The organism is Zavarzinia compransoris (assembly GCF_003173055.1).
Taxonomy (GTDB): domain Bacteria; phylum Pseudomonadota; class Alphaproteobacteria; order Zavarziniales; family Zavarziniaceae; genus Zavarzinia; species Zavarzinia compransoris.
Map to the genome: position 1 here is coordinate 324,635 of NZ_QGLF01000003.1, position 25,451 is coordinate 350,085.

At 69.0% G+C, this 25,451-nt stretch carries 25 protein-coding genes; 15 read left to right on the top strand and 10 right to left on the bottom strand.

The window, feature by feature from the left end; all coding sequences use genetic code 11:
* Positions 1 to 112: 112 nt before the first annotated feature.
* Positions 113 to 1,240 (top strand): flagellar motor protein MotA, encoded by a 1,128-nt coding sequence (locus DKG75_RS12215; RefSeq protein ID WP_109921397.1) that lies wholly within the window; start codon positions 113 to 115, stop codon positions 1,238 to 1,240.
* 1 nt (position 1,241) lies between these two features.
* Positions 1,242 to 2,276, top strand: a complete 1,035-nt coding sequence (locus DKG75_RS12220) for a peptidoglycan -binding protein (protein ID WP_109921398.1) — start codon at positions 1,242 to 1,244, stop codon at positions 2,274 to 2,276.
* A gap of 5 nt (positions 2,277 to 2,281) precedes the next feature.
* Here DKG75_RS12220 and DKG75_RS12225 read toward each other — a convergent pair whose 3' ends face one another.
* Positions 2,282 to 2,635: a hypothetical protein gene (locus tag DKG75_RS12225; protein ID WP_109921399.1), complete on the bottom strand. Its 354-nt coding sequence runs from the start codon at positions 2,633 to 2,635 to the stop codon at positions 2,282 to 2,284.
* 69 nt (positions 2,636 to 2,704) lie between these two features.
* Positions 2,705 to 3,451 carry an SDR family oxidoreductase gene (locus DKG75_RS12230; protein ID WP_166646522.1) on the bottom strand — a complete coding sequence of 249 codons (747 nt, stop codon included), beginning with the start codon at positions 3,449 to 3,451 and terminating at the stop codon, positions 2,705 to 2,707.
* A 146-nt stretch (positions 3,452 to 3,597) separates the two neighbouring features.
* On the opposite strand from DKG75_RS12230, the gene DKG75_RS12235 reads away from it, so the two are divergent.
* Positions 3,598 to 3,840: a hypothetical protein gene (locus tag DKG75_RS12235; RefSeq protein WP_109921401.1), complete on the top strand. Its 243-nt coding sequence runs from the start codon at positions 3,598 to 3,600 to the stop codon at positions 3,838 to 3,840.
* A 182-nt stretch (positions 3,841 to 4,022) separates the two neighbouring features.
* Positions 4,023 to 4,166 carry an entericidin A/B family lipoprotein gene (locus tag DKG75_RS12240; RefSeq protein ID WP_109921402.1) on the top strand — a complete coding sequence of 48 codons (144 nt, stop codon included), beginning with the start codon at positions 4,023 to 4,025 and terminating at the stop codon, positions 4,164 to 4,166.
* A 36-nt stretch (positions 4,167 to 4,202) separates the two neighbouring features.
* On the opposite strand, the gene DKG75_RS12245 is transcribed toward DKG75_RS12240, so the two are convergent.
* Positions 4,203 to 7,343, bottom strand: a complete 3,141-nt coding sequence (locus DKG75_RS12245) for an efflux RND transporter permease subunit (RefSeq protein ID WP_109921403.1) — start codon at positions 7,341 to 7,343, stop codon at positions 4,203 to 4,205.
* Positions 7,344 to 7,357: 14 nt separating this feature from the next.
* Positions 7,358 to 8,542, bottom strand: a complete 1,185-nt coding sequence (locus DKG75_RS12250) for an efflux RND transporter periplasmic adaptor subunit (protein ID WP_109921404.1) — start codon at positions 8,540 to 8,542, stop codon at positions 7,358 to 7,360.
* 199 nt (positions 8,543 to 8,741) lie between these two features.
* Here DKG75_RS12250 and DKG75_RS12255 point away from each other — a divergent pair, with 199 nt between their 5' ends.
* Complete coding sequence (locus DKG75_RS12255; RefSeq protein WP_109921405.1) at positions 8,742 to 9,347, top strand: TetR/AcrR family transcriptional regulator; 606 nt, start codon at positions 8,742 to 8,744, stop codon at positions 9,345 to 9,347.
* Here the strand turns inward: DKG75_RS12255 and DKG75_RS12260 are convergent.
* Entirely contained in the window at positions 9,344 to 10,846 is a 1,503-nt protein-coding gene (locus DKG75_RS12260; RefSeq protein ID WP_109921406.1) for a helicase HerA domain-containing protein, read from the bottom strand. The genes DKG75_RS12255 and DKG75_RS12260 overlap by 4 nt on opposite strands.
* Before the next feature lie 153 nt (positions 10,847 to 10,999).
* On the opposite strand from DKG75_RS12260, the gene DKG75_RS12265 reads away from it, so the two are divergent.
* The 5 genes from DKG75_RS12265 to DKG75_RS12285 all read left to right on the top strand — a co-directional run bounded on the left by DKG75_RS12265 (position 11,000) and on the right by DKG75_RS12285 (position 15,559).
* Positions 11,000 to 12,142: an acyl-CoA dehydrogenase family protein gene (locus tag DKG75_RS12265; protein WP_109921407.1), complete on the top strand. Its 1,143-nt coding sequence runs from the start codon at positions 11,000 to 11,002 to the stop codon at positions 12,140 to 12,142.
* A gap of 45 nt (positions 12,143 to 12,187) precedes the next feature.
* Entirely contained in the window at positions 12,188 to 12,838 is a 651-nt protein-coding gene (locus DKG75_RS12270; protein WP_109921408.1) for a trimeric intracellular cation channel family protein, read from the top strand.
* 7 nt (positions 12,839 to 12,845) lie between these two features.
* On the top strand, positions 12,846 to 13,661 hold the full coding sequence (locus tag DKG75_RS12275; RefSeq protein WP_109921409.1) for a hypothetical protein: 816 nt from the start codon (positions 12,846 to 12,848) through the stop codon (positions 13,659 to 13,661).
* A 77-nt stretch (positions 13,662 to 13,738) separates the two neighbouring features.
* On the top strand, positions 13,739 to 14,548 hold the full coding sequence (locus DKG75_RS12280; protein ID WP_109921410.1) for a hypothetical protein: 810 nt from the start codon (positions 13,739 to 13,741) through the stop codon (positions 14,546 to 14,548).
* Between the two features lie 126 nt (positions 14,549 to 14,674).
* Positions 14,675 to 15,559 (top strand): SDR family oxidoreductase, encoded by an 885-nt coding sequence (locus DKG75_RS12285; protein ID WP_109921411.1) that lies wholly within the window; start codon positions 14,675 to 14,677, stop codon positions 15,557 to 15,559.
* A 45-nt stretch (positions 15,560 to 15,604) separates the two neighbouring features.
* Here DKG75_RS12285 and DKG75_RS12290 read toward each other — a convergent pair whose 3' ends face one another.
* A complete protein-coding gene (locus tag DKG75_RS12290) occupies positions 15,605 to 17,122 on the bottom strand; it encodes a malonate--CoA ligase (RefSeq protein WP_109921412.1) in 1,518 nt (505 codons plus the stop codon).
* A complete protein-coding gene (locus tag DKG75_RS12295) occupies positions 17,119 to 18,561 on the bottom strand; it encodes a malonyl-CoA decarboxylase (RefSeq protein WP_109921413.1) in 1,443 nt (480 codons plus the stop codon). The genes DKG75_RS12290 and DKG75_RS12295 overlap by 4 nt, the downstream gene beginning before the upstream one ends.
* Positions 18,562 to 18,727: 166 nt before the next feature.
* Here DKG75_RS12295 and DKG75_RS12300 point away from each other — a divergent pair, with 166 nt between their 5' ends.
* The 3 genes from DKG75_RS12300 (at position 18,728) to pyrF (ending at position 21,567) form a co-directional block, all read left to right on the top strand.
* Positions 18,728 to 19,393 (top strand): LolA family protein, encoded by a 666-nt coding sequence (locus DKG75_RS12300; protein ID WP_166646521.1) that lies wholly within the window; start codon positions 18,728 to 18,730, stop codon positions 19,391 to 19,393.
* Positions 19,394 to 19,489: 96 nt separating this feature from the next.
* Positions 19,490 to 20,830, top strand: coding sequence for a glutamine synthetase family protein (locus DKG75_RS12305; protein ID WP_109921719.1), 1,341 nt, complete (start codon positions 19,490 to 19,492; stop codon positions 20,828 to 20,830).
* A gap of 8 nt (positions 20,831 to 20,838) precedes the next feature.
* Positions 20,839 to 21,567 carry an orotidine-5'-phosphate decarboxylase gene (gene pyrF, locus DKG75_RS12310; protein ID WP_208112109.1) on the top strand — a complete coding sequence of 243 codons (729 nt, stop codon included), beginning with the start codon at positions 20,839 to 20,841 and terminating at the stop codon, positions 21,565 to 21,567.
* On the opposite strand, the gene chrA is transcribed toward pyrF, so the two are convergent.
* A complete protein-coding gene (gene chrA, locus DKG75_RS12315; protein ID WP_243746562.1) occupies positions 21,564 to 22,793 on the bottom strand; it encodes a chromate efflux transporter in 1,230 nt (409 codons plus the stop codon). The two genes, pyrF and chrA, sit on opposite strands and share 4 nt — an antisense overlap.
* Before the next feature lie 114 nt (positions 22,794 to 22,907).
* Here chrA and DKG75_RS12320 point away from each other — a divergent pair, with 114 nt between their 5' ends.
* Both DKG75_RS12320 and DKG75_RS12325 read left to right on the top strand, forming a co-directional pair.
* On the top strand, positions 22,908 to 23,330 hold the full coding sequence (locus tag DKG75_RS12320; RefSeq protein WP_166646520.1) for an ester cyclase: 423 nt from the start codon (positions 22,908 to 22,910) through the stop codon (positions 23,328 to 23,330).
* A complete protein-coding gene (locus DKG75_RS12325; protein ID WP_109921418.1) occupies positions 23,330 to 23,785 on the top strand; it encodes an ABA4-like family protein in 456 nt (151 codons plus the stop codon). Before DKG75_RS12320 ends, DKG75_RS12325 begins: the two co-directional genes overlap by 1 nt.
* Here the strand turns inward: DKG75_RS12325 and DKG75_RS12330 are convergent.
* Both DKG75_RS12330 and DKG75_RS12335 read right to left on the bottom strand, forming a co-directional pair.
* A complete protein-coding gene (locus DKG75_RS12330; protein ID WP_109921419.1) occupies positions 23,745 to 24,860 on the bottom strand; it encodes a fatty acid desaturase family protein in 1,116 nt (371 codons plus the stop codon). The two genes, DKG75_RS12325 and DKG75_RS12330, sit on opposite strands and share 41 nt — an antisense overlap.
* Positions 24,857 to 25,447 carry a TetR/AcrR family transcriptional regulator gene (locus DKG75_RS12335; protein WP_109921420.1) on the bottom strand — a complete coding sequence of 197 codons (591 nt, stop codon included), beginning with the start codon at positions 25,445 to 25,447 and terminating at the stop codon, positions 24,857 to 24,859. The genes DKG75_RS12330 and DKG75_RS12335 overlap by 4 nt, the downstream gene beginning before the upstream one ends.
* Between the last annotated feature and the right edge of the window lie 4 nt (positions 25,448 to 25,451).

The window sequence follows — 25,451 nt, forward strand, 5'->3', positions numbered from 1 at the left end:
CATCTTCAGGCGAAGTGGAAACCGGTTCGCCGCCCGAAGATGCGTAAAATCAAAGCGATAGAGCATGTTTGGAATGACGGTCATTCCGAACATGCTCTAGGGACGAGGACCGATGAAAGCCGACCGTTACCTGCTGCGCATGACCCTGTTCCTGCTGGCCATCGCCGGCCTGGTCGTGTTCCTGCTCGGCCCCGCTTCCCGCTTCTTCTCGACCAATGTGCCGCTGAATGCGGTGATCGTCTCGGTGCTGCTGCTCGGCATCGTCTACATGCTGCGGCAGGTGCTGGAACTGCGGCCGGAAATCCGCTGGTTCGAGCGGCTGATCGGCCAGGACCCGAACCTGGGCACCGCGCCGGCGCCGGACCTGCTCGGCCCGATCGCCGCCGCCCTGCCCGAGAAGCGCAGCGCCCGCTGGCAATTGGGCCCGACCGCGACCCGCGCCCTGGTCGACGGCCTTGCCGCCCGCCTCGATGAAAAGCGCGAGATCGGCCGCTATCTCGTTTCGGTGCTGATCTTCCTCGGGCTGCTCGGCACCTTCTGGGGCCTGCTGGAAACGGTGTCGGCCATCGGCGATGCCATCCGCAACCTCAATATCGCCGGCGGCGGCGATTTCACCGCCATGTTCGGCGAATTGAAGCGCGGGCTGGAAGCGCCCCTGTCCGGCATGGGGACGTCGTTCTCGTCCTCGCTGTTCGGCCTGTCGGGGTCGCTGATCCTCGGCTTCCTGGAACTTCAGGCCAGCCAGGCCCAGGGCCGCTTCCTCGGCGAGGTCGAGGATTACCTGACCGCCAATACCCGCCTGGGCGGCACCGGCGGCGTCGAATCGGAAACCGGCGCCGGCGTGCCCGCCTATGTCTCGGCGTTGCTGGAATCGACCGCGGAAAGCCTGGACCGCCTCCAGCGGACCATGGCCCATGCCGAGGAAAACCGCGCCACCGCCAACAATGCCCTGGTCAACCTGACCGAACGGCTGTCGACCCTGGCCGCCCAGATGCGGGCGGAACAGGACCTGATGGTGCGGATCGCCGAAACCCAGATGGAATTGCGCCCGGTCCTGCAACGGCTGGCCCAGGGCCAGGCCGCGCCGGTGCTGGACGATGCCAGCAAGGCGCATCTGCGCAACCTCGACAGCGGCATCACCCGGCTGGCCGAGGGCCAGCGCGCCGGCCTCGACGAGGTGGCGGCCCAGGTGAAGATCCTGACCCGCACCATCGCCGCCATGGCGGCGGAGGAGCGCTGACATGGCGGCGCGCAGCCGGCGCTTTCGCGACCGGGGCGGGCCCGACATCTGGCCGGGCTTCGTCGATGCGCTGACCACGCTGCTGCTGGCGATCAGTTTCCTGCTGTCGGTCTTCATGCTGGCGCAATTCTTTCTCGGCCAGGCCCTGTCCGGGCGGGACGAGGCGCTGGCCCGGCTGAACCGCCAGATCGCCGACCTGACCGATCTTCTCGCCCTCGAGCGGCAGGCCAATGCGGAATTGCGCCTGTCCGTGTCTTCGCTCTCCAGCGGGGTCGGCAGCGCCAATGCGGAACGCGACACGCTGCGCGGCGAGGCGGAGGAACAGCGCAGCCGCGCCGCCGCGCTCGAAGCCCAGGTCGGCAGCCTGAGCGGGGAACTGGACCGGGAACGGGCCCTGACCGCCGAAGCCCAGGCCCAGGTCGATCTCCTGAACCGCCAACTGGCGGAACTGCGCGAGCAATTGAAGGAAATCGCCGCCCTGCTCGATGCGTCCGAGGCCAAGGACCGGGAAGCCCAGGCGGTGATCGCCGACCTCGGCCGCCGCCTGAACCTGGCCCTGGCCAGCAAGGTCGAGGAATTGGCGCGCTACCGCTCCGAATTCTTCGGCCGCCTGCGCGAAGTGCTGGGCGAGCGCGACGACGTCCGCATCGTCGGCGACCGCTTCGTCTTCCAGTCGGAAGTGCTCTTCGCCTCCGGCTCGGCCGAGATCGGCGCGGCGGGGCAGGAAACCCTGGCCCGTTTCGCCGCGACCTTGAAGGAGATCGCGGCACAGATCCCGTCCGACCTGCCCTGGATCCTGCGCGTCGACGGCCATACGGACAGTTCGCCCATCGTCAATTCGCCGCTCTATCCCTCGAACTGGGAATTGTCCACGGCCCGCGCCGTCGCCGTGGCCAAATTCCTGATCGCCCAGGGCCTGCCGCCGGAGCGTCTGGCCGCGGCCGGCTTCGGCGAGTTCCAGCCCCTCGAGGCGGGCGCCACGCCCGAGGCGCTGGCGCGCAACCGCCGCATCGAACTGAAACTGACCGAGCGCTGAGAAGCCTACGGCAGGGGCTTGCGGAACTGGATCATGCCGGCGAAATCGGCGCCGTCGCCGGGGCTCAGCAGGGGCGGCAGGCCGTCCTCGTCCAGGCCGAAGGTCAGGCCCAGGCCGCGCTCGGGCCGCAGCGGGGACGAGGGGGCCCGCGTCTCCGGAACGGACGGCGGGGCTTCGGCCGTCACCATGGGCGGGGCATTGCCGGCCTTCGGGGCCAGGGGCATGCCGAACCCGGCCGGACCCTCGCGCCCCTCGATCGCGGGGGCGATGTCCACCTGTTGCCTGTCGCGCAGACTCCCCCCCTCGGCGCCGGCAAGCGGCACCATCAGGGCGAGCAGGATGGGCAGGCATTTCCGCATGTGGCAACACTACGCGCCGCGCGGGCACAGTCCAGCGGCAGTGTATTCAATGCGGGTCGAACCCTGGTTCTATTCGATCGGGCTGGAGGGATCTCTGTCGCGGGCGAGATAGCGTTCGCCGCCGTCGACCGCGATCACCTGCCCGGTGACCTGGCGCGCCCCGGCCAGGAAGACGACGGCGCCGGCGATATCCTCGGGCCCGAGGCCGGGGCCGAGGGGCAGTTTGCCCTTTTCGGCGGCGAAGCGGTCGGCGTCCTGGAATGGGCTGATCAGGGTCAGGCCGGGGGCGACGCCGTTCACCCGGATACGCGGCGCGTAATAGCGCGCGGCAAGGTCGGTGACCGTCGCCAGCGCCGCCTTGCCCAGGGTATAGGACAGGAAATCCGGATGCGGCCAGGCGAGCTTGGCGTCCAGCACATTGACCACGGCGCCCCGCCCGAGCGTGCGGTCCAGCGCCTGGATCAGCAGGAGGGGCGCGAGGGCATTCACCGTCATATGGCGGTTGAAGCCGGCGGGCGTCAGGCTGGCGAAATCGTCGGGTTCGAAGCGCGAGGCATTGTTGACCACGAGGTCGATGTCGGGCCGGCGCCGGAACAGGGCGTCGGCGGCGGCGGCCAGGGCCTCCGGCCGGTCGAGATCGAGGGCGACCAGTTCGACCCGGGCGCCGAGCGCCGCCAGCCGCGCGACCACGGCGGGATCGACGGTGGCGGTATCGCGGGTCTGCAGCACCAGATCGTAACCGGCGGCGGCAAGCCCTGCGGCGATGGCCCCGCCGATGCGCCGCGTGCCGCCTGTAATGAATGCGGTTCCTGCCATGAGCCGTCGTCCTCTCCCCGGGTCCATTCTTCCTAAAGCGTCGCGGCCGGTTGCGCCACGGTGTTTGTATCGGGCGGCAAATCGGCTATGATCGCCGGCGATTGGCCGTCTGGCCGTCACCGATCATGATCCCGGGGGGATGAGACATGTCCGAACTGACCATCAAGCGCGGCACCAAGGTTGACGCTGCCGACGCCGCCAGCATCGACAAGAGCAAGCTCGGCATCCTGCTGGCCAAGCCGCCGCAGAACGAGACCGAAGGCCAGGCCGCCTACAGCGGCTACACCCAGTGCCCGTGGTGCGGCCATGTCGGCTGGACCGTCGGCCTCGACACCAACTACTATGTGAACATCGTCTGCGGCGCCTGCGGCGGTTACTTCCGCGCCTGATCCCGCGATTTCGGAGAAAAGGGTGGCTGCCGGCCGGCAGCCACCCTTTTTTTGTTCATCTGCCGCCCGGCCGGCCGGTGCAGAAACAGGCCCGGGGGCGACAGTATCGCCGGGGCGGTGAATCATCGTATCGTCGGCGCGACGCCGGGCATCGATGCCGTTCCGGCGAAGGAGGAGCCGCCTTGAAGACACTCGGTCTTGCCCTGATTCTCGGGCTCGTCGCCCTGACCGCCGCCTGCAACACGATCGAAGGCGCCGGCCGCGACATCAAGAACACCGGCGACGCGATTTCCGATACCGCGCGCGACGTGAAGGAAAAGCTCTGACAGGGAAAAGGGGCGCCCGGCGGGGCGCCCCTTCGCTCATTCCGCCGGCTGGTGGCCGGCTGCGGCCGGCGCCTTGGCCGGGCGCTGGAACATCTTGCGGATCATGACGAAGAAGACCGGCACGAAGAAGATGCCGAGCACGGTCGCCGCGATCATGCCGCCCATCACGCCGGTGCCGATGGCGTTCTGCCCGCCCGAGCCGGCGCCGCTGGCCAGCACCAGGGGCAGCACGCCCAGGATGAAGGCGAGCGAGGTCATCAGGATCGGGCGCAGGCGCAGGCGCACGGCTTCGAGGGTCGCCGCCACCAGTTCCTTGCCCTGTTCCTGCTGTTCCTTGGCGAATTCGACGATCAGGATCGCATTCTTCGCGGCGAGGCCGACCGTGGTCAGCAGCCCGACCTGGAAGAAGATGTCGTTGGAGAGGCCGCGGGTGACCGCCGCCAGCACCGCCCCGATGACGCCGAGCGGCACCACCATGATCACCGAGAAGGGGATCGACCAGCTTTCGTAAAGGGCGGCGAGGCAGAGGAAGACGACCAGGATCGAGATCGCATAGAGCGCCGGCGCCTGATCGCCGGATGCCCGTTCCTGGTCCGACAGGCCGGTCCATTCATAGCCGACGCCGGCCGGCAGCTTGGCGATCAATTCCTCCATCGCCGTCATGGCATCGCCGGACGACAGGCCGGGCGCCGCCGAGCCCTGGATCGAGAAGGACGGCATGCCGTTGTAGCGCTCCAGCCGGGCCGGGCCATAGTCCCAGCGCGCCGAGGCGAAGGCGGAGAAGGGCACCATGTCGCCGCTGGCGTTGCGCACGTGCCAGCGGTTCAGATCCTCGGGCGACATGCGGTAGGGCGCGTCGGCCTGGACATAGACTTTCTTGATGCGGCCCCGGTCGACGAAATCATTGACATAGGTGCCGCCCCAGGCGGTGGCCAGGGTCGCATTGATGTCGGCGATCGAAATCCCGAGCGAGGCGGCGCGCACCTGGTCGATCTCGACCCGGTATTGCGGCTCGTCCTCCTGGCCGTTGGGGCGGACGCCCATCAGCCGGGGATCCTGCGACGCCATGCCGAGCAGCATGTTGCGCGCGTCGAGGAACTTGGCATGGCCGAGGCCGCCGAGATCCTGAAGCTGGAGATCGAAGCCGGAGGCATTGCCAAGCTCGATCACCGCCGGCGGCGCGAAGGCGAAGACCATGGCATCGCGCAGCGCCATGAAGGCACCCATGGCCTGGCCGGCCACCGCCTGCACCGCAAGGTCGGGGCGCTGGCGCACCGCCCAGTCGCGCAGCCCGACGAAGCCGAGCGCCACGTTCTGGCCGTTGCCGCCGAAGCTGAAGCCCTGGACGGTGAAGATCGAATTGACCGCCTCGCCCTGGGTTTCGAGGAAGTGCTTCTCGACTTCCTTCACCACTTCCATGGTGCGTTCCTGGGTCGAGCCCACGGGCAATTGCGCCTGGGTGAACAGGATGCCCTGGTCCTCGTCCGGCAGGAACGAGGTCGGCAGCCGCACGAACAGGAAGCCGAGGGCGACGATCAGGGCGATATAGACCACCATGACATGGGGCACCCGGCGCAGCAGGCCGCCCACGCTGCGTTCGTAGCCGCGGCTGGCCTTGTCGAAGCCGCGGTTGAACCAGCCGAAGGCGCCCTTCTGCTTGTCCTCATGGCTCTTGGCATGGGGTTTCAGCAGGGTGGCGCAGAGGGCCGGGGTCAGCACCAGGGCGACCAGGACCGACAGCACCATGGCGGAAACGATGGTGACCGAGAACTGCCGGTAGATGACGCCGGCCGAGCCCGAGAAGAAGGCCATGGGCACGAAGACGGCGGACAGCACCAGGGCGATGCCGACCAGGGCGCCGGTGATCTGCGACATGGATTTCCGCGTCGCCTCGCGCGGGGGCAGGCCTTCCTCGCTCATCACCCGCTCGACGTTCTCGACCACGACGATGGCATCGTCGACCAGAAGGCCGATCGCCAGCACCATGGCGAACATGGTCAGCACGTTGATCGAATAGCCGAGGGTGAAGAGCACGGCGAAGGTGCCGAGCAGCACGACCGGCACCGCGATCGTCGGGATGATGGTGGCGCGGAAATTCTGCAGGAAGACATACATGACGACGAAGACGAGGATGATCGCCTCGATCAGCGTCTTCACCACTTCCTCGATCGAGATCTTCACGAAGGGCGTGGTGTCGTAAGGGTAGACGGCATGGGCCCCTTGCGGGAAGAAGGCGCCGAGTTCGGCCATCTTGGCCTTCACCAGGTCGGCGGTGGCCAGCGCATTGGCGCCCGCCGCCAGCTTCAGGCCGATGCCGGCCGCCGGCACGCCGTTGTAGCGGGCGATGACGTCATAGCTTTCGCTGCCGATCTCGATGCGGGCGACGTCGCCGAGGGTCACCTGGGAACCGTCGGTGCCGCCCTTCAGCAGGATCTTGCTGAATTGCTCGGGCGTGCGCAGCAGGGTCTGGGCGACGATGGTGGCGTTCAGCTGCTGGCCCGGCGCCGGCGGCGTGCCGCCCAACTGCCCGGCCGAAACCTGGATGTTCTGCGATTGGATGGCGCCCAGCACGTCCGCGGTGGTGAGGCCGAAGGCGTTCAGCTTGCCCGGGTCCAGCCAGACGCGCATGGAATATTGCGACCCGAAGACCTGGATGTCGCCGACACCGTCGACCCGGCTCAGGGGATCGACCAGGCTGGAGCCGATGTAATCGGCAAGGTCGGTCTGCGACAGGCCGCTGTCGCCGGCGACGAGGCCGATCACCATCAGGAAGTTGTCGGTCGCCTTGGCGACGACGACGCCCATCTGCTGCACCGACTGGGGCAGGCTGGGGGTCGCCAGCGATAGTTTGTTCTGGACCTGGACCTGGGCGATATCGGGGTCCGTGCCCGGGTTGAAGGTCAGGGTGATGATCGACAGGCCCGACGACGACGAGGTCGAGGCCATGTAGCGCAGGTTGTCGATCCCCTTCATCTTCTGCTCGATCACCTGGGTGACCGAGTCTTCCAAGGCCTGGGCCGAGGCGCCGGGATAGGTGGCGGTGATGGAGATCGTGGTCGGGGCGATCGCCGGATATTGCGAGATGGGCAGGCCGAGAATGGCCATCGCCCCCGCCATCATGATGACGATGGCGATCACCCAGGCAAAGATCGGGCGGTCGATGAAGAAATTGGCCATGACGCGACCTCGCTTTACTGCGCCGGGGGCGCGTCGGCGGCAGCGGCCGTGGCGCCCTCGACGGGCTTCACCGGCATGCCGGGCTGGATGCGCTGCAAGCCGTCGATGATCACCTTGTCGCCGGCCGCAATGCCTTCGGTCACCAGCCAGGCGTCGCCGACGGCGCGGTCGGCGGTCACCTTGCGCGCCTCGACTTCGCCCTTGGCGTTGACCACCATGGCGACGCCGTCGCCGGTCGGGCTGCGGGTGATGCCGCGCTGGGGCACCAGCAGGCCCTTGTCGTCGACGCCGACCTGGACGGTGGCGCGCACGAACATGCCCGGCAGCAACTGTTCCTTCGGGTTGGGGAAGAGCGAGCGCAGGGTCACCGTGCCGGTGCTGGTCGAAACCACGCCCTCGGCCAGCTTCATCTCGCCTTCCTGGTCATAGGCGGAACCGTCTTCCAGGATCAGGCGCACCTTGGCGCTGCCCGGCTCGACGTCCGACAGCGCGCCGCGGGCCATGTCGGCCTTGAGGCGCAGCAGTTCGGCGCTCGACTGGTTCACGTCGACATAGATCGGGTCCATCTGGTGGACGATGGCCAGCGCCTCCTGCTGGTCGAAGCGGACCAGCGCCCCTTGCGACACGGAGGCGAGGCCGATGCGCCCGGCGATGGGCGAGACGATCAGGGTGCGGCCGAGATCGACCTGGGCGGCGGCAAGGCTGGCCTTGGCCGAGGCGACCTCCGCCTCCGCCTGCTTCCGCGTGGCGACCGCATCGTCATAGGACTGGCGGCTGGTGGCGCTCGTGCGCACCAGTTCGGCATAGCGCCGCTCGTTCAGGCGGGCGATCTCGAGGCCGGCCTCGGCCCGGGCGACCGCGGCGGTGGCGGCATCGGCCGTCGCCTTATAGGGCGCGGGATCGATCTGGAACAAGGGATCGCCCGGTTTCACCAGGGCCCCTTGCGTGAACAGCACATCGGTGATCAGCCCGCTGACCTGCGGCCGGATCTCGGCCCGGCGCACCGGAATCACCCGGCCCGACAGGGTCGAGGTCAGGTCCACCCGCTGCGGCGTGATGGTGACCACGCCGACCTCGACCGGGCCCATGGGCGGCATGCCGCCGCCCTGCTGCTGCTGCTGGTCGCAGCCGGCAAGAAAAAGAGAACCTGCAACGGCCAGCGCGGTGGCGGCCGAAAGGACACGCTTATTGAAAGGCATGCGGCACCTGTACAACCCGATCGTGACAGGGCCTGCGCCCCGCCGTAGTTCCCTCCGCCGTGGTCCCCCCTGACGCTTTTTATGTCGTCGCCTTACCGGCAGCGTTGTATAGAATGAATGTTCATTCTAACTTGAAGTCAAGGTCGGATTTGCAGTCGCCGCCGATCGGTGGATCGGCGGCGCGCTCCAAGGGGCAGGCATGGTACCAAGCGACAACAGTGCCGACAGCAAGGCGGAATCCCGCCGCCGCCAGATCATCGAGGCGGCGATGCGCTGTTTCCGGCGCAACGGCTTTCATTCCACCTCCATGGCGGCCCTCGCCAAGGAGGCGGGGATGAGCGTCGGCCACATCTATCACTATTTCGAGAACAAGGAGGCGATCATCGCCGCCTTCATCGAAGACGATCTCCAGGAATTCCGCGAGGCGATGGAGCGGTTGCAGTCGGCCGGCGGCTCCTTCGTCGACGCCATGGTCGAGCAGGCGGATTTCGGCTTCGACGACATGTGCGACCCCGACTATGCCGGGCTTTTCCTCGAGATTTCGGTCGAAGCCTCGCGCAATCCGAAGGTGGCGGCCCTGGTCGCCGAATCGGACCGCTGCATGCGGGAAACCCTGGCCCAGATGATTGCCGCCGACTGCGGCTGCACCGACCCGGGCACCGCCGACAGGCTGATGGGCCGGGTGGAAATGATCGCGGCCCTGTACGAGGGCCTGACCATCAGGGCGATTCGCAACCCGTCGCTGGACCGGGAGGCGATGCTCGACGCCATGCGCCTGACCATCGCCCGCCTGCTGTCACCCTAGCCTGCCGCCGCATCCGGGGCGTTGGCATCGCCCGGCGCGGTCTCGGCCCCGAGGTCGGGCACCGCGATCACCCGCTGGCCGCGGAAATCGGTGCGGGCGACGATCAGGCCGCATTCCTCGAGATAGGTGATCAGGCGCCGGGCCCGGCCCAGCGACTGGGTGCCATAGGCCCGGGCGATGGCGGCATCGCCGGGGCAGGGGCGGCCGGCGATCGCCGCCTGGGCGACCAGCAGGAAAATGCCCTGCAGGTCCTCGGACAGTTTCGCCGCCATCTCGATCGCCCGGGCCGAGGCCGAATCATCGCCCGAGCGGGGGTCGATCCCCGCCCGCACCATGGCCAGCAGGCGGCGGAAGGCCGGCAGGTCCGGCGGCGCCCCGGTCAGGCGCCGGATCCGGCAGCGCACCAGAAAATCCTGGTAGAGCACGGCGACGGTGCGATAGGCGGCGTCCGGATCGGCCAGGATCGCGGCCATGATCTCCTGCCAGGCGGCTTTCCGCTCCTCGTCGCTCAGGCCGTCGTCCGGCTCCTCGACCGTGGGCGGCGGGCCCAGGCTGGCCGGGCGGCCGCGCGCCAGTTCCAGCATGATGTCGGCGGTGGGCGAGGGCAGGGGGGCCCGCGGCGCCGGGCGGAACACCGGCGGTTCGTCCGCGCCCGGCGTGAAGATCAGGTCGGCGGCATCGACCGGCGGCTGGTCCGGCAGGGGCACCAGGATCGGGCTGGTCGAGCGGCTGCTGGTGACGACCGCGCCGATGCGCAGCGGCAGCGGCATGCGCGACAGGGCGGGGCCGAGGGCGACGAAATGGCCGCGCGGCAGGTCGCGGAACATTTCCGCCTGGCGCCGGTCCATGCCGAGAAGATCGGCCGCGCGCTGCATGTCGATGTCGAGGAAGGTACGGCCCATCAGGAAGTTCGAGGCTTCGGCGGCGACATTCTTCGCCAGCTTGGCCAGGCGCTGGGTGGCGATCACCCCGGCCAGCCCGCGTTTCCGCCCGCGCGACATCAGGTTGGCCATGGCCCCCAGGGTCAGTTTCCGCGCCTCGTCGGAGACGTCGCCGGCGGCGGCGGGGGCGAAGAGCTGGGCCTCGTCCACCACCACCAGCATCGGGTACCAGAAATCGCGGTCGGCATCGAACAGCCCGCCCAGGAAGGCGGCGGCGCAGCGCATCTGGGCCTCGGCATCCAGCCCCTCGAGGCTGAGCACGACCGAGACCCGGTGCTGGCGGGCGCGGGCGGCGATCCGGGTCAGGTCGTCCTCGCTGCGCGTCGCCTCGACCACGACATGGCCGTATCGGTCGGCCAGGGTGACGAAATCGCCCTCCGGGTCGATCACCGCCTGCTGGACATGGGGCGCGCTCTGTTCCAGCAGCCGGCGCAGCAGGTGGGATTTGCCCGAGCCCGAATTGCCCTGCACCAGCAGGCGGGTCGCCAGCAATTCCTCAAGATCGAGCATCGCGGGCGATCCACTCGCCTGCTGGCCCATCTCGATACCGACCTTCATGCGCCACCGACTCCCGTCACCGAATCAAGGCCCTCTCCTACCACGAAGCGGCGCCCCGGGGGGTGGCGAAACACTGGTCGGGTGACCTAGAAAATGCTTCACTCCGCCCCACGACGGAACGATAAGGGGACATAACGACAAGGGGAGAGATTCATGGCCCTCGACCGCGAGACCCGCGCCCAATTGCTGGAGACCCTGGCCCGCTTCGTCCGCGAGCGCCTGCGCCCCAACGAGGCGACAGTGGCGGACGACGACGCGGTCCCGGCCGACATCCTGGCGGAGATGCGCGATCTCGGCCTCTACGGCCTGTCGATCCCGGAGGAATACGGCGGCCTCGGCCTTGCCATGGCGGACGAGATCGAGGTGATGTTCACCTTCTGCCAGACCTCGCCGGCCTTCCGCTCCGCCTTCGGCACCAATGTCGGCATCGGCGCCCAGGGCCTGATCATCGACGGCACGGCGGCGCAGAAGGAAAAATACCTGCCGCACCTGGCCAGCGGCGCCCTGACGTCCTCCTTCTGCCTGACCGAGCCGGAGGCGGGCTCGGACGCCGCCTCGCTGCGGACGACCGCCCGGCGCGACGGCGACCACTATGTCCTGAACGGCACCAAGCGCTATATCACCAATGCGCCGACCGCCGGGATCTTCACCGTGATGGCCCGCACCAACCCCGAGATCAAGGGCGCCGGCGGGATTTCCGCCTTCGTGGTCGAGGCGGGCACGCCCGGGGTGCGCATCGGCAAGCCGGAAAAGAAAATGGGCCAGCAGGGCGCCAAGATCGCCGACGTGATCTTCGAGGATGCCCGCGTGCCGGCGGAGAATCTCATCGGCGGCGTCGAGGGCAAGGGCTTCAAGACCGCGATGAAAGTGCTCGACCGCGGGCGGCTGCATATTTCGTCGGTCTGCGTCGGGGTGGCGCTACGCCTGCTCGAGGACAGTATCGCCTATGCCTCGGAGCGCCGGCAGTTCGGCCAGCGCATCGCCGATTTCCAATTGGTCCAGGCCATGCTCGCCGACTGCAAGACCGAAATCTATGCCGCCCAATGCATGGTGCGCGATGCCGCCCGGCGCTTCGACGCCGGCGAGAATGTCGCGACCGAGGCGGCCTGCTGCAAGTATTTCGCCTCCGAAATGGTCGGCCGGGTGGCGGACCGGGCGGTGCAGATCTTCGGCGGCGCCGGCTATGTCGCCGATTACGGCATCGAGCGCTTCTACCGCGACGTCCGCATCTTCCGCATCTACGAGGGCACCAGCCAGATCCAGCAGATGGTGATCGCCCGCAGCCTGACGCGGTAAAAGCGGGTTACACTGTTCTCCCGCCCGCCCGAAGGGGAGACGACGATGCACGCCCTGCCCCCGCTCGAACAGCCCGTCGAATGGCTGCTGCTGGTGCTCGACGGGGCGGGGATCTTCGTCTTCGCGGTTTCGGGCGCGGCACTGGCGCTGCGCGAGCGGCTGGACCTGTTCGGCGTGCTGCTGCTCGCCTTCGTCACCGCGCTGTTCGGGGGCATCCTGCGCGATCTCCTGCTTGGGGCGACGCCGCCTGAAACCCTGACCTCGTGGCGGAATGCGGCGATCGCCCTTTCGGGCGGGATCTTCACCATCCTGGCGCGGAACGGCATCGGCCGGCTGGCCAAGCCGGTGCGCCTGTTCGATGCCATCGGCCTTGGCCTCTTCGCCGCCGCCGGCACCGGCAAGGCGCTGGACTTCCAGGTCGATCCCCTGATGGCGCCGGCGGTCGGCATGGTGGTCGGGATCGGCGGCGGCATCCTGCGCGATCTGCTCGTCACCCGCACGCCCCTGGTGCTTCAGGCGGAAATCTATGCGGTGGCGGCCCTGGCCGGGGGCTATGCCGTGGTCGCCGGGCAGGCCCTCGGCATCGCCGCCCAGCCGGCCATGATCGGGGGGGCCCTGCTCTGCCTGGGGCTTCGCCTGCTGGCGCTCTATCGCGGCTGGACCTTGTGGCAGCCGCCGGCGCCGCCCGGTCTTTGAGGGGGCCATGCCCGATCTTTCCCGCATCGTCCTGCCGCGCCGCCCGCTCAGGGTCAGGCCGCCCGGCCTCGGGCTGCGCGGCATGATTCGCTTCCTGGCTGCGGTTCTCGCGATGGCGGGGCTGATGGCGGTCTTGTCCTGGTGGCTGCTGCCCGGCCTTGCCGCCGACCTCGCCAGCCGTGAGCGGGCGCGGCCGGCCCCGGCCGGCCGGCTGGTCGCAGGGCAATGTTCCGCCCGCCTGTTCCTGGTCAATTGCCATTTCGAGCTGGAAGCCCGGGGGCCGGCGGGCGCGATGGTCCGCGACCGCTCGTCGATCTTCTTCGTCGACCTGCCCGACCGGGACTATGGGACCGCGGTCCTGGCCGATCCGGAGCGGCCGGGCCGCCTGCTGGCGTCGGTGGCCCTGACCGCGCTGTGGAACCGGCTCGGCACCTATGCCGCGGTCATGGCGCTGGTCGGGCTGATCGCCGCGATCGGCCTCTGGCGCATGGTCGAGGGCTGGGGCTACGGCCGGGGCATGATCCGCGCCTTCGCGGCCCAGCCGGCTCGCCCGGCCCTGCTGCGCCTCGCCCGGGGCAATCGCTGGGGCTGGCATGTCGCGGTGGCGGAAGGGGTCCTGCGCGACCGCACGCGGTTCTGGGCCGTGCCCGGCAGTGCCGCCCCGATCGTCCTCGACCCCGGGCGGGGGCTGATCCTCGGGGTGACGCCGGACAATGTGCATTTCCTGCCGGTCGACCTTGCCGGCGCCTGGCCCGGCCTCGACGCGGCGGAACGGGCGGCGCTGCGGGCCAGCCTGGAGGCCGCCGGGGTCAAGCGCGCGTAAACCATGCCCGGGGCTGCCGCCGGAATACAAACGATGGTATATTGTCCCGTCGGTCCCGCGTCCTCAGGGGTGTATTCATGATCAATCTGTCGCGTATCGTCTTGCCGCGCCGGCCGCTGGAGGTGCGCCCGCCCGGGCTGGACGGGCGCGGCGCGGCAAAGATCGCAGTGGTGATCGTGCTTCTCCTCTCCTTCGCCGTCGGGGTGGCGGTGGCGTTCGGTCCCGAACTGGCCCGCGACGCGGCCGCGGATCCCGCGCGCTGGCGGCCGGCCCCGGAGGGCCGGATGGAGGAAGGCCGGTGCCGGAGCTATCTCTTCGTCATCCATTGCCACATGACTCTCTCGGCCCGGCAGGCGGACGGCACCCGGATCGAAAACGGGTCGCAGCTCCTCTTCTTCGACTGGCCGCGCCAGGACTATGAATTCCGGGTCGTGGCCGATCCGCTGCGCGGGGACCGTCTCGGCACCACCCTCGGCTTCGAGCGGCTGGCCGACCGCGGCCTGACCCTTGGCGGCCTCGTCGGGCTTTGCGTCCTCGGCAGTATCGCCGGCGTCTGGAAGTCGCTTCGGGCCTTCGCCTATGGCCGGGGCCTGCGCCAGGCCTTCCGCCAGCAGCCGGCCCAGGCGGTGGCGCTGCGCCTTGTCCATGCCTCGCGCTATGGCTGGCGGGTGGAGGAGGGCGGCCTGTTCCGCCGCGCCGGCAAGCGCGATTGGGCCGTGCCCCGGCAGGCAAGGCCGATCGTGCTCGATGCCCGGGACAAGCTGATCCTGGGGGTGACGCCGGACGGCGTCCACCTGCTGCCGGTCGACGTCGAGGGGCGCTGGCTGGGCCTGACCCGCGAGGAAGCCCAGGTCCTGCACGCCAGCGTCGTCGTCGCGCAAGGCTGACCCGGGCCGGGCCACAAAGCTGCGGCTTTCGACGCACTGCACCCTTGACCTCCCACCCCCCGGACGCGGTAGAACCCGCCAAGGTTCGGTAATCGCGTGCAAGACAGAAAACAGAGGAGAGCAAGCATGTCCATCCGCTTCGACAATCGCGTCGCCATCGTCACCGGCGCGGGCGGCGGTCTCGGCCGCAGCCATGCTTTGGCGCTGGCCGCGCGCGGCGCCAAGGTCGTGGTCAACGACCTGGGCGGCGCCGTCGACGGTTCCGGTTCCTCGGCGGGCGCCGCGCAGCGCGTCGTCGACGAGATCAAGGCCCTGGGCGGCGAAGCGGTGGCCGACACCAATTCGGTCTCGACCGCGGAAACCGCCGAAGCCCTGGTGAAGACCGCGATCGACACTTTCGGCAAGCTCGACATCGTCATCAACAATGCCGGCATCCTGCGCGACAAGAGCTTCGCCAAGGGCGAACTGGCCGATTTCCGCCTGGTGCTGGAAGTCCACCTGCTCGGCTCGGTCTATGTCACCAAGGCCGCCTGGCCGCATCTTCAGGCCAACAACTACGGCCGCGTGGTCATGACCTCGTCCGCCTCGGGCCTCTACGGCAACTTCGGCCAGGCCAACTACGGTTCGGCCAAGCTCGGCCTCGTCGGCCTGATGAACACGCTGAAGCTGGAAGGCCAGAAGAACGACATCCGCGTGAACACGATCGCGCCGGTCGCCGCCACCCGCATGACCGAGAACCTGCTGCCGCCGGCGGTACTCGAAACCCTGAAGCCGGAACTGGTGACCTCGGGCGTGCTGCACCTGGTGCAGGAAAACAGCCCGAACGGCGCCATTCTCGAAGCCGGCGCCGGCTATTACTCGCTGGTCCAGATCGTCGAGGGCACGGGCGTGAAGCTGGGCGCCGAGGCGACGGCGGAAGACGTGGCCGCCGCCTGGGACAAGATCGCCGACATGAGCAAGGCGACCCCCGCCTTCTCGTCGAACGAAAAGCTGGCGACCATCTTCGCCTGATCAATCAAGGGCGGGCGAGGGGGATCCCCCTCGCCCCTCTGCCGTCTACCGGGCGTAGAGATCCCGGTACCGGTCGCGCAGCAGGTTCTTCTGCACCTTGCCCATGGTGTTGCGCGGCAAATCCTCGACGAAGAGCACCGCTTTCGGCTGCTTGAATTTCGCCAGCCGGTCCTCGAGGGCGGCAAGCACGGCGGCCTCGTCGGTCGCGGCACCCTTTTCCCGCACCGCCACGGCGGTCACGCCCTCGCCCAGGTCCGGGTGGGGCAGGCCGATCACGGCACTTTCGACGATGCCGGGCAGGCGGTCGATCTCGCCCTCCACTTCCTTCGGATAGACGTTCAGGCCGCCGCTGATCACCAGGTCCTTGCCCCGGCCGACGATCTGGACATAGCCCCGCTCGTCGATCAGGCCCAGGTCGCCGGTGATGAAGAAACCGTCCGCGCGGAATTCCGCCGCGGTCTTTTCCGGCATGCGCCAATAGCCCTGGAAGACATTGGGGCCCTTGACCTCGATCATGCCGATGGTGCCGGCGGGGAGGGGCGCGCCGCTCTCAGGGTCGGCGATGCGCAAGCCGACGCCGGGCAGGGGAAAGCCCACGGTGCCGGGCCGGCGCTCGCCGTCATAGGGGTTCGAGGTGTTCATGTTGGTTTCGGTCATGCCGTAGCGCTCGAGGATGGCATGGCCGGTCTTCGCCTCGAAGGCGCGGTGGGTCTCGGCCAGCAGGGGGGCGGAGCCCGAAATGAACAGGCGCATCCCCGCCGTCGCCGCCCGGCTCAGCCCGGGATGGCCGGCAAGGCGGACATAGAAGGTCGGCACCCCCATCAGGCAGGTGGCGGTCTTCATCAGGGCCAGCACCTCGTCCGCATCGAATTTCGGCAGGAAGTAGAGGGCGGCCCCCGCCATCAGGACGACATTGGTGGCGACGAACAGGCCATGGGTATGGAAGATCGGCAAGGCGTGGATCAGCACGTCGCCGTCGCCGAAGCGCCAATAGTCGACCAGGGTCTCGGCATTGGAGGCGAGATTGGCGTGGGAGAGCATCGCCCCTTTCGAGCGCCCGGTGGTGCCGGAGGTATAGAGGATGGCGGCAAGATCGTCCGCCCCGCGCGGGACATCAGTGAAGGTGGCGGGGGCGCCGGCGGCCAGGGCGGCCAGACTGCCGTCGCCCTTCGTGCCCAGGGTCTCGCAGCGCGCGCCCAGCCCTTCCGCCAGCGGGCGCAGGGCGGCGTCCTTGCCGGGGTCGACGACCACGAGGCGGGGTTCGGCATCGCCGATGAAATAGGCCAGCTCGCTGGCGGTATAGCCGGTATTGAGGGGCAGGAAGACGGCCCCCGCCCGGACGCAGGCGAGATAGAGGAAGAGGGCATCGATACTTTTCTCGACCTGGACCGCCACCCGGTCGCCCGGCACCACGCCAAGGCCGGCAAGGGCATGGGCGAAGCGCGCCGACCGGTCCAGCAGGTCGCCATAGGTGACGGGTGCGGTGCCGCCGTGGCCGAGGACGAAGGGCCGGCCGCGGTCGCCGGCCCGGGCGGTCAGGCGGTCGAACAGGTGATTGCTCATGATCTCGCTTCCTTTTCGCGCCCCTCGCCCCGGGTGCGGGAAAAGCCGCCGATGCGGAACCGCCCGCCGCCCTGGGCCGGGGCCGGGGTGTCGGGGGCGGCCAGCAGGGCGTGGACGGCGGGGGCGGCGACCACCTCGCCCCGGGTCGCCAGGGCTTCGTGGTTCGCCTCGATATGGTCGAGGTCGTAGAGGTAATTGACCATGACGCCATAGGACTGGCGCATGCCGTTGGTCGAGCGGTCGCCCAGGGGATGGATCGCCTCGAGCCTGGCGCCATTGCCGAGGTGGAAGCGCGCCACCGGATCGATCACCCGCCCGTCGCGCGTGCGGGCGCGCAGCATGTAATGGGCGGTGACCCGGGCCAGCACCGCATTCACCGATTCGGCCAGGGCCGGCGACAATGTCCAGTCGGCCCGGTCCAGGGCCTGAAGCACCATGCGGTCGGCGCTGGTCAGGAAATCGGACCGCTCGCCCTCGTCGGCGCGCATTTCCTTCAGCCAGCGGCTGAACCCCGGCACCGGCGACAGGGTGACGAAAGTGGTGACGCCCGGCAGTTCGCGGCGCAGGTCCTCGACCACCTGCTTGATCAGGAAATTGCCGAAGGAAATGCCGCGCAAGCCCTCCTGGCAATTGGAGATCGAATAGAAGACGGCGGTGGTCGCCGCCTTGGGGTCGATGGCATCGCGGCCTTCAGCCAGCACGCCCTGGATATTGCCGGGAATGGCGCCGGCCAGCGCGACCTCGACGAAGATCAGCGGATCGTCGACCAGCTGCGGGTGGAAGAAGGCATAGAGCCGGCGGTCCGGCGGCGCCAGCCGGCGCCTGAGGTCGTTCCAGTCGTGGATCTGGTGCACCGCCTCATAGGCGATGATGCGTTCGAGGATATTGGCCGGGGTCGACCAGTCGATCCGCTCCAGCACCAGGAAGCCGCGGTTGAACCAGCTGGCGAAGAGGTGGGCGAAATCGTCGTCCAGCGCCTCCAGGGCCGCATCGCCGCGCTTGATGCCCAGCAGGTGCTCGCGCATGCGCACCAGGGTGGCGATGCCGCCGGGGGCGAGGTTCAGCCGGCGCAGCACGTCCTGGCGCCGGGGTTCGGCGGCGCGATGCAGGGCGGCCTGGGTGGCGAGGCCCGGATCGGCCTTATAGTCGGCGATCGCCTTGTCCAGCCGGTCGGCCCGGGGGCCATAGGATTCCGCCAGCAGCGTGAAGAAATCGCGCTTCTGCCCGTCGTCGACGGCCTGCCAGGCCTCCAGGATCTCCCGCGCCCGGGCAACGCCCGACGCCTCGCCCCGGCCGGACAGCAGGGCATCGACCAGGGCGGCGAAATCGGGCCGGAACTGCGCCGGCAGGGCGAGCGTCGCCTCCCGCCCCGTGAACCAGTGCCGGCCCCGGCGCGAAATCGTGTCCATCATGTTGCGGAAGAAATCCGTGGTACTCATGGCGGTCTCCATCAACGACGTCGGCGGCCCCGCCCGAACTGTCGGCGAAGACGGGCGGCAGCACAATGCCGGCAGCACAATGCTGGGCGGCGGGCTCGGCCTGCGGCGGCATTCGGCCTTGCTTTGGCCTTGTTGCTGAACCACTGTCGCGGCCATGCCGAAGACCGTGTTTCGACCCGACCGCCGCCAGATGCTCGGCCTCGCCCTTGGGGCGGCCGGCCTGTCCCTGTTCGCCCGCCTGTCCCTGTTCGCCCGGCCAAGCCTTGCCGCCGCCCTGAGCGACCGGGACAAGGCCGATATCGCCCGGGTGGAAGCCCTGTTCAACGGCATCCGGACGCTGGAGGCGCGCTTCACCCAGGTCGATTCGAACGGCGGCTTCGCCGAGGGCAAGCTGATGCTGCGCCGGCCCGGCCGCCTGCGCTTCGAATATGCCCCGCCGACGCCCCTGCTGATCGTCGCCGACGGCACCTGGCTGGTCGTCTACGACACGGAGATCAAGCAGGTCGACCGCTATCCCCTGGGGCGGACGCCGATCGGCGTGCTCGTCCGCGACAAGGTGAAGTTCGACGACGGCCTGGAGGTGACCGAGGTGCTGCGCGACGCCCAGGCCTTCGCGGTATCGGTGGTCGCGCCCGAGCACCGGGACGACGGCAAGCTGACCCTGGTCTTCACCGAGAATCCCTTCGAATTCCGCCAGTGGCAGGTGCTGGACGCCCAGGGTATCAATACGGTGGTGACGCTGGAGGACATCCGCCAGGACGTCACCTTCGAGAACAAGCTCTTCACCTTCGCCGATCCCCCGGGGGTGACGGGTAACCGCCACGATCGCTGACGCCGGATTTTATGGCGCGGGCGGCGGGTCGCTGATGCAATCGGCGGCGCGGCCCGGCACAATGGGCGCCTCATTGCCCAAAAGGAATTTATGGTCATGTCGCAGCTCGATGTCTGGCTTCGCGAAAGGCACATCACCGAGGTCGAATGCCTGGTGCCGGATATCTCCGGGGTCGCCCGGGGCAAGATCCTGCCCACCTCCAAGTTCCTGAAGAGCCAGACCGACAATTCCCTGCGCCTGCCGGAATCGATCTTCTCGCAGACCGTGACCGGCGAATTCGTCGATTCGGAAGTGACCGACCCGACCGAGCCGGACGTGGTGCTGAAGCCCGACCCGGACACGCTGTCGATCGTGCCCTGGTACGACGATCCGACCGCCCAGGTGATCAACGACTGCGTCTATCGCGACGGGCGGCCGGTGCCGATCGCGCCGCGCCAGGTGCTGCGCCGGGTGATCGACCTCTATGCCGCCAAGGGCTGGAAGGCGATCGTCGCCCCCGAGTTGGAATTCTATCTCTGCGCCAAGAACGTCGATCCCGACTATCCCCTGCAGCCGCCGATCGGCCGCTCGGGCCGGGCGGAGACGGGCAGCCAGTCCTACGGTATCGACGCGGTCAATGAATTCGACCCGATCTTCGAGGATGTCTATCAGTTCTGCGAGGCCCAGGAACTCGACGTCGACACCCTGATCCACGAGGCCGGCCGCGCCCAGTGCGAGATCAACTTCAACCACGCCGACCCCATGTCGATGGCCGACCAGGCCTTCATGTTCAAGCGCACCGTGCGCCAGGCGGCGATGCGCCACGGCGTCTATGCCACCTTCATGGCCAAGCCCTATTCCGACGAGCCGGGCAGCGCCATGCACCTGCACCAGTCGGTGGTCGACATCAAGACCGGGCGCAACCTGTTCTCGGACGACGAGGGCAACGACACGGCGCTTTTCCGCGCCCATATCGCCGGCTTGCAGAAACACCTGCCGGCGGCCATGCCGCTGATCGCGCCCAACGTGAATTCCTATCGCCGGCTGACCCGCTTCATGTCGGCGCCGATCAACCTGCATTGGGCGCGCGAGAACCGCACCGCCGGCCTGCGCGTGCCGGAATCGGGGCCCGAGGCGCGCCGGGTCGAGAACCGGGTGCCGGGGGCGGATGCGAATCCCTATCTCGTCATCGCGGCTTCACTGGCCTGCGGCTATATCGGCATGGTAAATGAGTTGGAGCCGACCGACCCGATCGTCGGCAGTGCTTACAGCCGCAAATTTGCCCTGCCCCGCTACCTCCCCGATGCCCTGAACAAGCTGAAGGGCGCCGGAGACCTGAGCGAGGTTCTGGGCGAGGAATTCGTCACCCTGCTCATGGAAGTGAAGCAGGCGGAACATGATGCCTATCAACAGGTGATCTCGGCATGGGAACGCGAACATCTACTGCTGAACGTCTAGGGCCGGCCGTGGCGTCGCCGCAGGCCCGTCTCGACATTCCCCTGCGCGATCGCCTGATCGTCGCCCTGGATGTGCCGCGCGTCATCGATGCGCGGAACGTGGTCGCGGCGCTCGGCGATACGGTGTCCTTCTACAAGATCGGCTTGCAGCAGGTGTTCGGCGGCGGCCTGTCGCTGGCGGACGACTTGTTCCGCCTCGGCAAGAAAGTCTTCCTCGACGCCAAGCTGACCGATATCGCCGCGACGGTGGGCAATGCCACCGCCAATATCTCGCGCACGGGCACGGAATTCCTGACCGTGACCGGCGATGCCCCGATCGTCCGCGCCGCGGTCCAGGCGCGGACCGATGCCGGCGCCCGCAAGCCGCTGATCTTCGCCGTCACCGTGCTGACCTCGCTCGACCAGAACGACCTGGCCGACATGGGCTTTGCCATGCCGCTCGAGGATCTCGTGGTCCACCGCGCCCTGAAGGCGAAGGAGGCGGGGGCCGACGGCGTCATCGCCTCCGGCTTCGAGGCGGCGAAGCTGCGCAGCCTGCTCGGGCCCCATATCAGGATCGTGACCCCCGGCATCCGCTCGGCCGACAGCCCGAAGGACGACCAGAAGCGGGTGATGACCGCGGGCGAGGCGATCGCCGCCGGCGCCGACCATGTGGTCGTCGGCCGCGACATCCTGCGCAGCCCGGATCCGGCCGCCAAGGCCCGGGCGATCGTGGACGAGATCGCGGCCGCGCTTTAACTATAGAGCGCCAGGCCGAGGGCGGCGCCCGCCGCCACCAGCCAGTGCACGGCGATGCCGAAACGCATGACGGCGACCAGCGCGGCCAGCGCGATCGCCGCCATGGTCCAGTCGAAACGGCCGCCGGGCAGGAGCACGGCCTCGCCGAAGAACAGCGCCAGATTGGCCATGACGCCGACGACGGCGGCGGTGATCGCCGCCAGCGCGCCGGCCGCGGCCGCCGAGCGGGCGAGATATTCGACCATGGGCGCGCCCGCCAGGATGAACAGGAAGCTGGGCAGGAAGGTCACATAGGTGACGAGGGCCGCCCCGAGCAGCCCCGCCGCCAGGGGATCGAGCCCCGCCGGTGCCTTGTAGGCGGCCAGGAAGCCGACATATTCGAGCACCAGGATCACCGGCCCGGGCGTGGTTTCGGCCAGCGCCAGCCCGTTGACCATTTCCCCGGCGCCCAGCCAGCCGAAGACATTGACCGCCTGTTCGGCGATATAGGGCAGCACGGCATAGGCGCCGCCGAAGGTGACGAAGGCGGATTTGGTGAACAGCAGGGCAAGGTCGGGCATCACGCCGCCGGCAAGGCCGGCCGCCAGACCGACCGGCACCGCCCACAGCAGGGCGAAGACCAGCACCAGCGCCGCCAGCCGCCGCCAGGCCGCCGCCGAGGGCGCGGTCAGGGCCGCCGGCCCGGCGCCGTCCCCGCGCGACAGCCACCAGCCGATCACGCCGGCGCCGAGGACGATGGCCGGGAAGGGCGCGCCCAGCCAATGGATCAGGACCAGGGCGGCCAGGGCCAGGGCCAGCGGCCGGGCGCCGGTCAGGGTCCGCCGGCCGAGCCGCCACAGGGCGGCGGCGACGATGCCGACCACGACCGGCTTCACCCCGGTGAACAGGGCGGCGATCGCCGGCACCGCGCCATGGGCAGCGACGACATAGGCAAGGCCGGCCATGATCAGGGCGCCGGGCAGGATGAACAGGCCGCCGCAGACGATCGCGCCGCGCCAGCCGGCCAGCCGCCAGCCGATGAAGGTCGCCAGCTGCTGCGCCTCGGGCCCCGGCAGCAGCATGCAGAAGTTGAGCGCGCGGAGATAGGTCGCCTCGTCGATCCAGCGGCGGCGGTCGACCGCTTCCTCATGCATCAGGGCCAATTGCCCGGCGACGCCGCCGAAGGAAATGAAGCCGATGCGGGTGAAGGCGCGGGCCAGTGCCCCGAGGCCGGGAGAAGCGGTCATGACCATCCCATGAAACGGACCCGCGAAGGGATAGCGGGATTTCATGACAAATGCGATCATGTCCGCGCTGTCGTTCCCGCTTCAACGAACCAGAACAAAGCCAGGGAGGATCGCATGGGCCTGGACAAGGAACGCCTGAAGGCGATCATTCGCGACCATTACGATTGCAGCATCAACCGCTATGACGCCGCCGCGATCGACGCCCAGGTGGCGCCGGATTTCGTCGACCATTCCTCGCCCGGCGAGGCGGTGCGCGGGCCGAAGGGCGTGAAGAGCCAGATCGCCGGCCTGCATGCCGCCTTTCCCGACCTCAAGGTCGAGATCGTCGACATGGTCGCCGAGGACGACCGGGTGGCGGTGCGCAGCCGCTTCTTCGGCACCCACCGCGGCCCCTTCCGCGGCATCGCCCCGACCGGCAGCCGGGTCGAGGTGACGGGAACCTTCTTCTGGAAGCTGGAGGCCGACAGCGGCCGGATCAAGGAACGCTGGGGCCTGTTCGATGCCGCCGCGCTGATGCGGCAACTGGGGGTGCCTTGATGGCGCGGGAAACGCTTGATCTTCTGTTCCTGGTCTTCAATTACGGCGTGCTGCCCTTCTGGGCCCTGCTGATCCTGGCGCCCGGCTGGGCGCCGGGGCCGAAGGTGGTGGCGGGCTATGCGGTGCCGGCCATCCTGGGCGCCGTCTATGTCGCGCTGCTGGCCGGGGGCGCGGGCGCCGCCTTTGCCGGCGGGGTCGAGGGCGGGGGCTTCGATACGCTGGAAGGCGTGATGCGCCTTTTCACCAGTCCGGTCGCGGTCCTGACCGGCTGGGTCCATTACCTTGCCTTCGATCTTTTCGTCGGCGCCTGGGAAGTGCGGGACGCCCGGCGCCGGGGCGTGCCCCATCTTCTGGTGGTGCCCTGCCTGGTGCTGACCCTGCTGCTGGGGCCGGCGGGGCTGCTGGCCTATGTCCTCATCCGCCTTGCGGCCGGGCGGCGCTCGGCGGCGCCGTGACCGGGCGGCCCATGCGGTACAGGAAGCGGAAATGGTCGGCCACCATGCCGGGAAAGCTGCGCCGGTTGTAGGCGAGGCCGTTGCGCCCGGCGGTCTCGGCAATCAGCGGCGTCAGCGCCCGGTAGTGGACATGGGGCACGCGCGGGAACAGGTGGTGCGCGGCATGGGTATTGGCGCCGCCCGCCAGGAAGCCGGCGATGGGGCTTGCGGGCGCCCAATCGATCGAGGTGACCAGGGCATGTTCGGCGAAGTCATGGCCGAGCCGGCCCTCGGCGTCGGGCACGGGAAACAGGGCGGCGGTCGAGAAATGGGTGCCGACCAGCATGAACACGAAGACCACCGACATGACCCCGAGCCCGAGCAGGTAGAGGCCGAGCAATTCGGCGACGGAAAAGGGCAGGACCAGCGCCGGCACGCCGAACCAGAGCGCGACATGGATCGCCTTGCCGAGCGCGAATTCGAGATAGCGCGGCCAGGGGTGGCGGATGTCGCGGGCATTGGCGAGGTCGCGCTGGAACAGATAGGCATAGTCCTGGACCCAGGTGCTGTGCAGCGCCACCAGCCCATAGACCGCGGGGGCATAGAGATGCTGGAAGCGGAAGCGCCCACGCCAGGGCTGGTTGGGCGACAGCCGCAGGAAGGCGTTGGCGTCGATATCGATGTCCGAGCCGTTCACATTCGGAAAGACATGGTGCGAGGCGATATGCCGGAAGCGCCACAGATAGGCATCGACCCCGATCGGCACGAAGGTCAGGAATTGCAGCAGGTGGTTCAGCCCACGCCGGCGGACCAGCGTCCCATGGGCGCCGTCATGGCCGATGTTGATCGCCAGCAGCAGGGCCGCGAGGCCGAAGGCGACGGCGGCCAGCGCCGCCTGGGCGGGCGAGGGGCCGGCACTCAGCAGCCCGCCATAGGCCAGCGCCGCCAGCCCGCCGAAGCAGAGGCCCTTCACCAGCAACAGCCGGCGGCCCCGGCGCAGGCGCGCGGGATCGTCCAGCAGCCGTTCGGCCAGGGGGCGCAGTTGCGCGGCGAAACCATTCGCCGGCCGGGGCTGGAAGGAGATGCGCCCGCTCATGGCCGGTCCTCCCCCTCGAGCCCGAGCACGCGCAGGATGCCGCCGACCACCGGCGCCGCCTGATCCGCCAGGGGCCCCGGAAGTTCGCCCAGCGCGACGGCTTCCGCCGGTTGCAGGATCATGCCGAGCACGAGGGCCGTCACCAGCGCGGCGCCGCCGGCGGGGAAGCGGGCGGGCGCTTCCGCCCTCGCCCCCTCGACCACCCTGCGCAGGACCGAAACCGGCGTCACCGTGCCCGGCGGCAGGCGCATGGTGGCGGCGCGGGGGCCCAGCAGCAGATAGGAGAAGAGATCCCGGTCCCGGTCGAAGGCGGCGTAGAAATGCCCGACCAGGGCCCCCATCCGCGCCGCCGCAGTGGCCGCGCCTTGTTGCAGGCGGTCCAGGGCATCGGCGAAGGGAAGGTAATGTTCGAGGAAGATGGCGTCGGCCAGGGCTTCCTTCGAGGGGAAGTGGCGGTAGATCGTACCCTCGGCGATGCGGGCTTCGGCGGCGATATGCCGGGTCGTGGTCGCGCCGACGCCCTGCTGCGCGAAAAGGCGGACGGAAGCCTGGACGATGCGCTTTCGGGTCTCGGCCGGTGTGGTCATGGCA

Coding starts and splice junctions, on each gene's coding strand:
- DKG75_RS12260 (WP_109921406.1), bottom strand. CDS start 10,846: ATGAAGGTCGGTATCGAGATGGGCCAGCAGGCGAGTGGATCGCCCGCG.
- DKG75_RS12290 (WP_109921412.1), bottom strand. CDS start 17,122: ATGAGCAATCACCTGTTCGACCGCCTGACCGCCCGGGCCGGCGACCGC.
- DKG75_RS12220 (WP_109921398.1), top strand. CDS start 1,242: ATGGCGGCGCGCAGCCGGCGCTTTCGCGACCGGGGCGGGCCCGACATC.
- DKG75_RS12245 (WP_109921403.1), bottom strand. CDS start 7,343: ATGGCCAATTTCTTCATCGACCGCCCGATCTTTGCCTGGGTGATCGCC.
- DKG75_RS12275 (WP_109921409.1), top strand. CDS start 12,846: ATGCCCGATCTTTCCCGCATCGTCCTGCCGCGCCGCCCGCTCAGGGTC.
- DKG75_RS12320 (WP_166646520.1), top strand. CDS start 22,908: ATGGGCCTGGACAAGGAACGCCTGAAGGCGATCATTCGCGACCATTAC.
- chrA (WP_243746562.1), bottom strand. CDS start 22,793: ATGACCGCTTCTCCCGGCCTCGGGGCACTGGCCCGCGCCTTCACCCGC.
- DKG75_RS12325 (WP_109921418.1), top strand. CDS start 23,330: ATGGCGCGGGAAACGCTTGATCTTCTGTTCCTGGTCTTCAATTACGGC.
- DKG75_RS12335 (WP_109921420.1), bottom strand. CDS start 25,447: ATGACCACACCGGCCGAGACCCGAAAGCGCATCGTCCAGGCTTCCGTC.
- DKG75_RS12295 (WP_109921413.1), bottom strand. CDS start 18,561: ATGAGTACCACGGATTTCTTCCGCAACATGATGGACACGATTTCGCGC.
- DKG75_RS12225 (WP_109921399.1), bottom strand. CDS start 2,635: ATGCGGAAATGCCTGCCCATCCTGCTCGCCCTGATGGTGCCGCTTGCC.
- DKG75_RS12230 (WP_166646522.1), bottom strand. CDS start 3,451: ATGGCAGGAACCGCATTCATTACAGGCGGCACGCGGCGCATCGGCGGG.
- DKG75_RS12250 (WP_109921404.1), bottom strand. CDS start 8,542: ATGCCTTTCAATAAGCGTGTCCTTTCGGCCGCCACCGCGCTGGCCGTT.
- DKG75_RS12265 (WP_109921407.1), top strand. CDS start 11,000: ATGGCCCTCGACCGCGAGACCCGCGCCCAATTGCTGGAGACCCTGGCC.
- DKG75_RS12215 (WP_109921397.1), top strand. CDS start 113: ATGAAAGCCGACCGTTACCTGCTGCGCATGACCCTGTTCCTGCTGGCC.
- DKG75_RS12280 (WP_109921410.1), top strand. CDS start 13,739: ATGATCAATCTGTCGCGTATCGTCTTGCCGCGCCGGCCGCTGGAGGTG.
- DKG75_RS12235 (WP_109921401.1), top strand. CDS start 3,598: ATGTCCGAACTGACCATCAAGCGCGGCACCAAGGTTGACGCTGCCGAC.
- DKG75_RS12255 (WP_109921405.1), top strand. CDS start 8,742: ATGGTACCAAGCGACAACAGTGCCGACAGCAAGGCGGAATCCCGCCGC.
- DKG75_RS12270 (WP_109921408.1), top strand. CDS start 12,188: ATGCACGCCCTGCCCCCGCTCGAACAGCCCGTCGAATGGCTGCTGCTG.
- DKG75_RS12285 (WP_109921411.1), top strand. CDS start 14,675: ATGTCCATCCGCTTCGACAATCGCGTCGCCATCGTCACCGGCGCGGGC.
- DKG75_RS12330 (WP_109921419.1), bottom strand. CDS start 24,860: ATGAGCGGGCGCATCTCCTTCCAGCCCCGGCCGGCGAATGGTTTCGCC.
- DKG75_RS12305 (WP_109921719.1), top strand. CDS start 19,490: ATGTCGCAGCTCGATGTCTGGCTTCGCGAAAGGCACATCACCGAGGTC.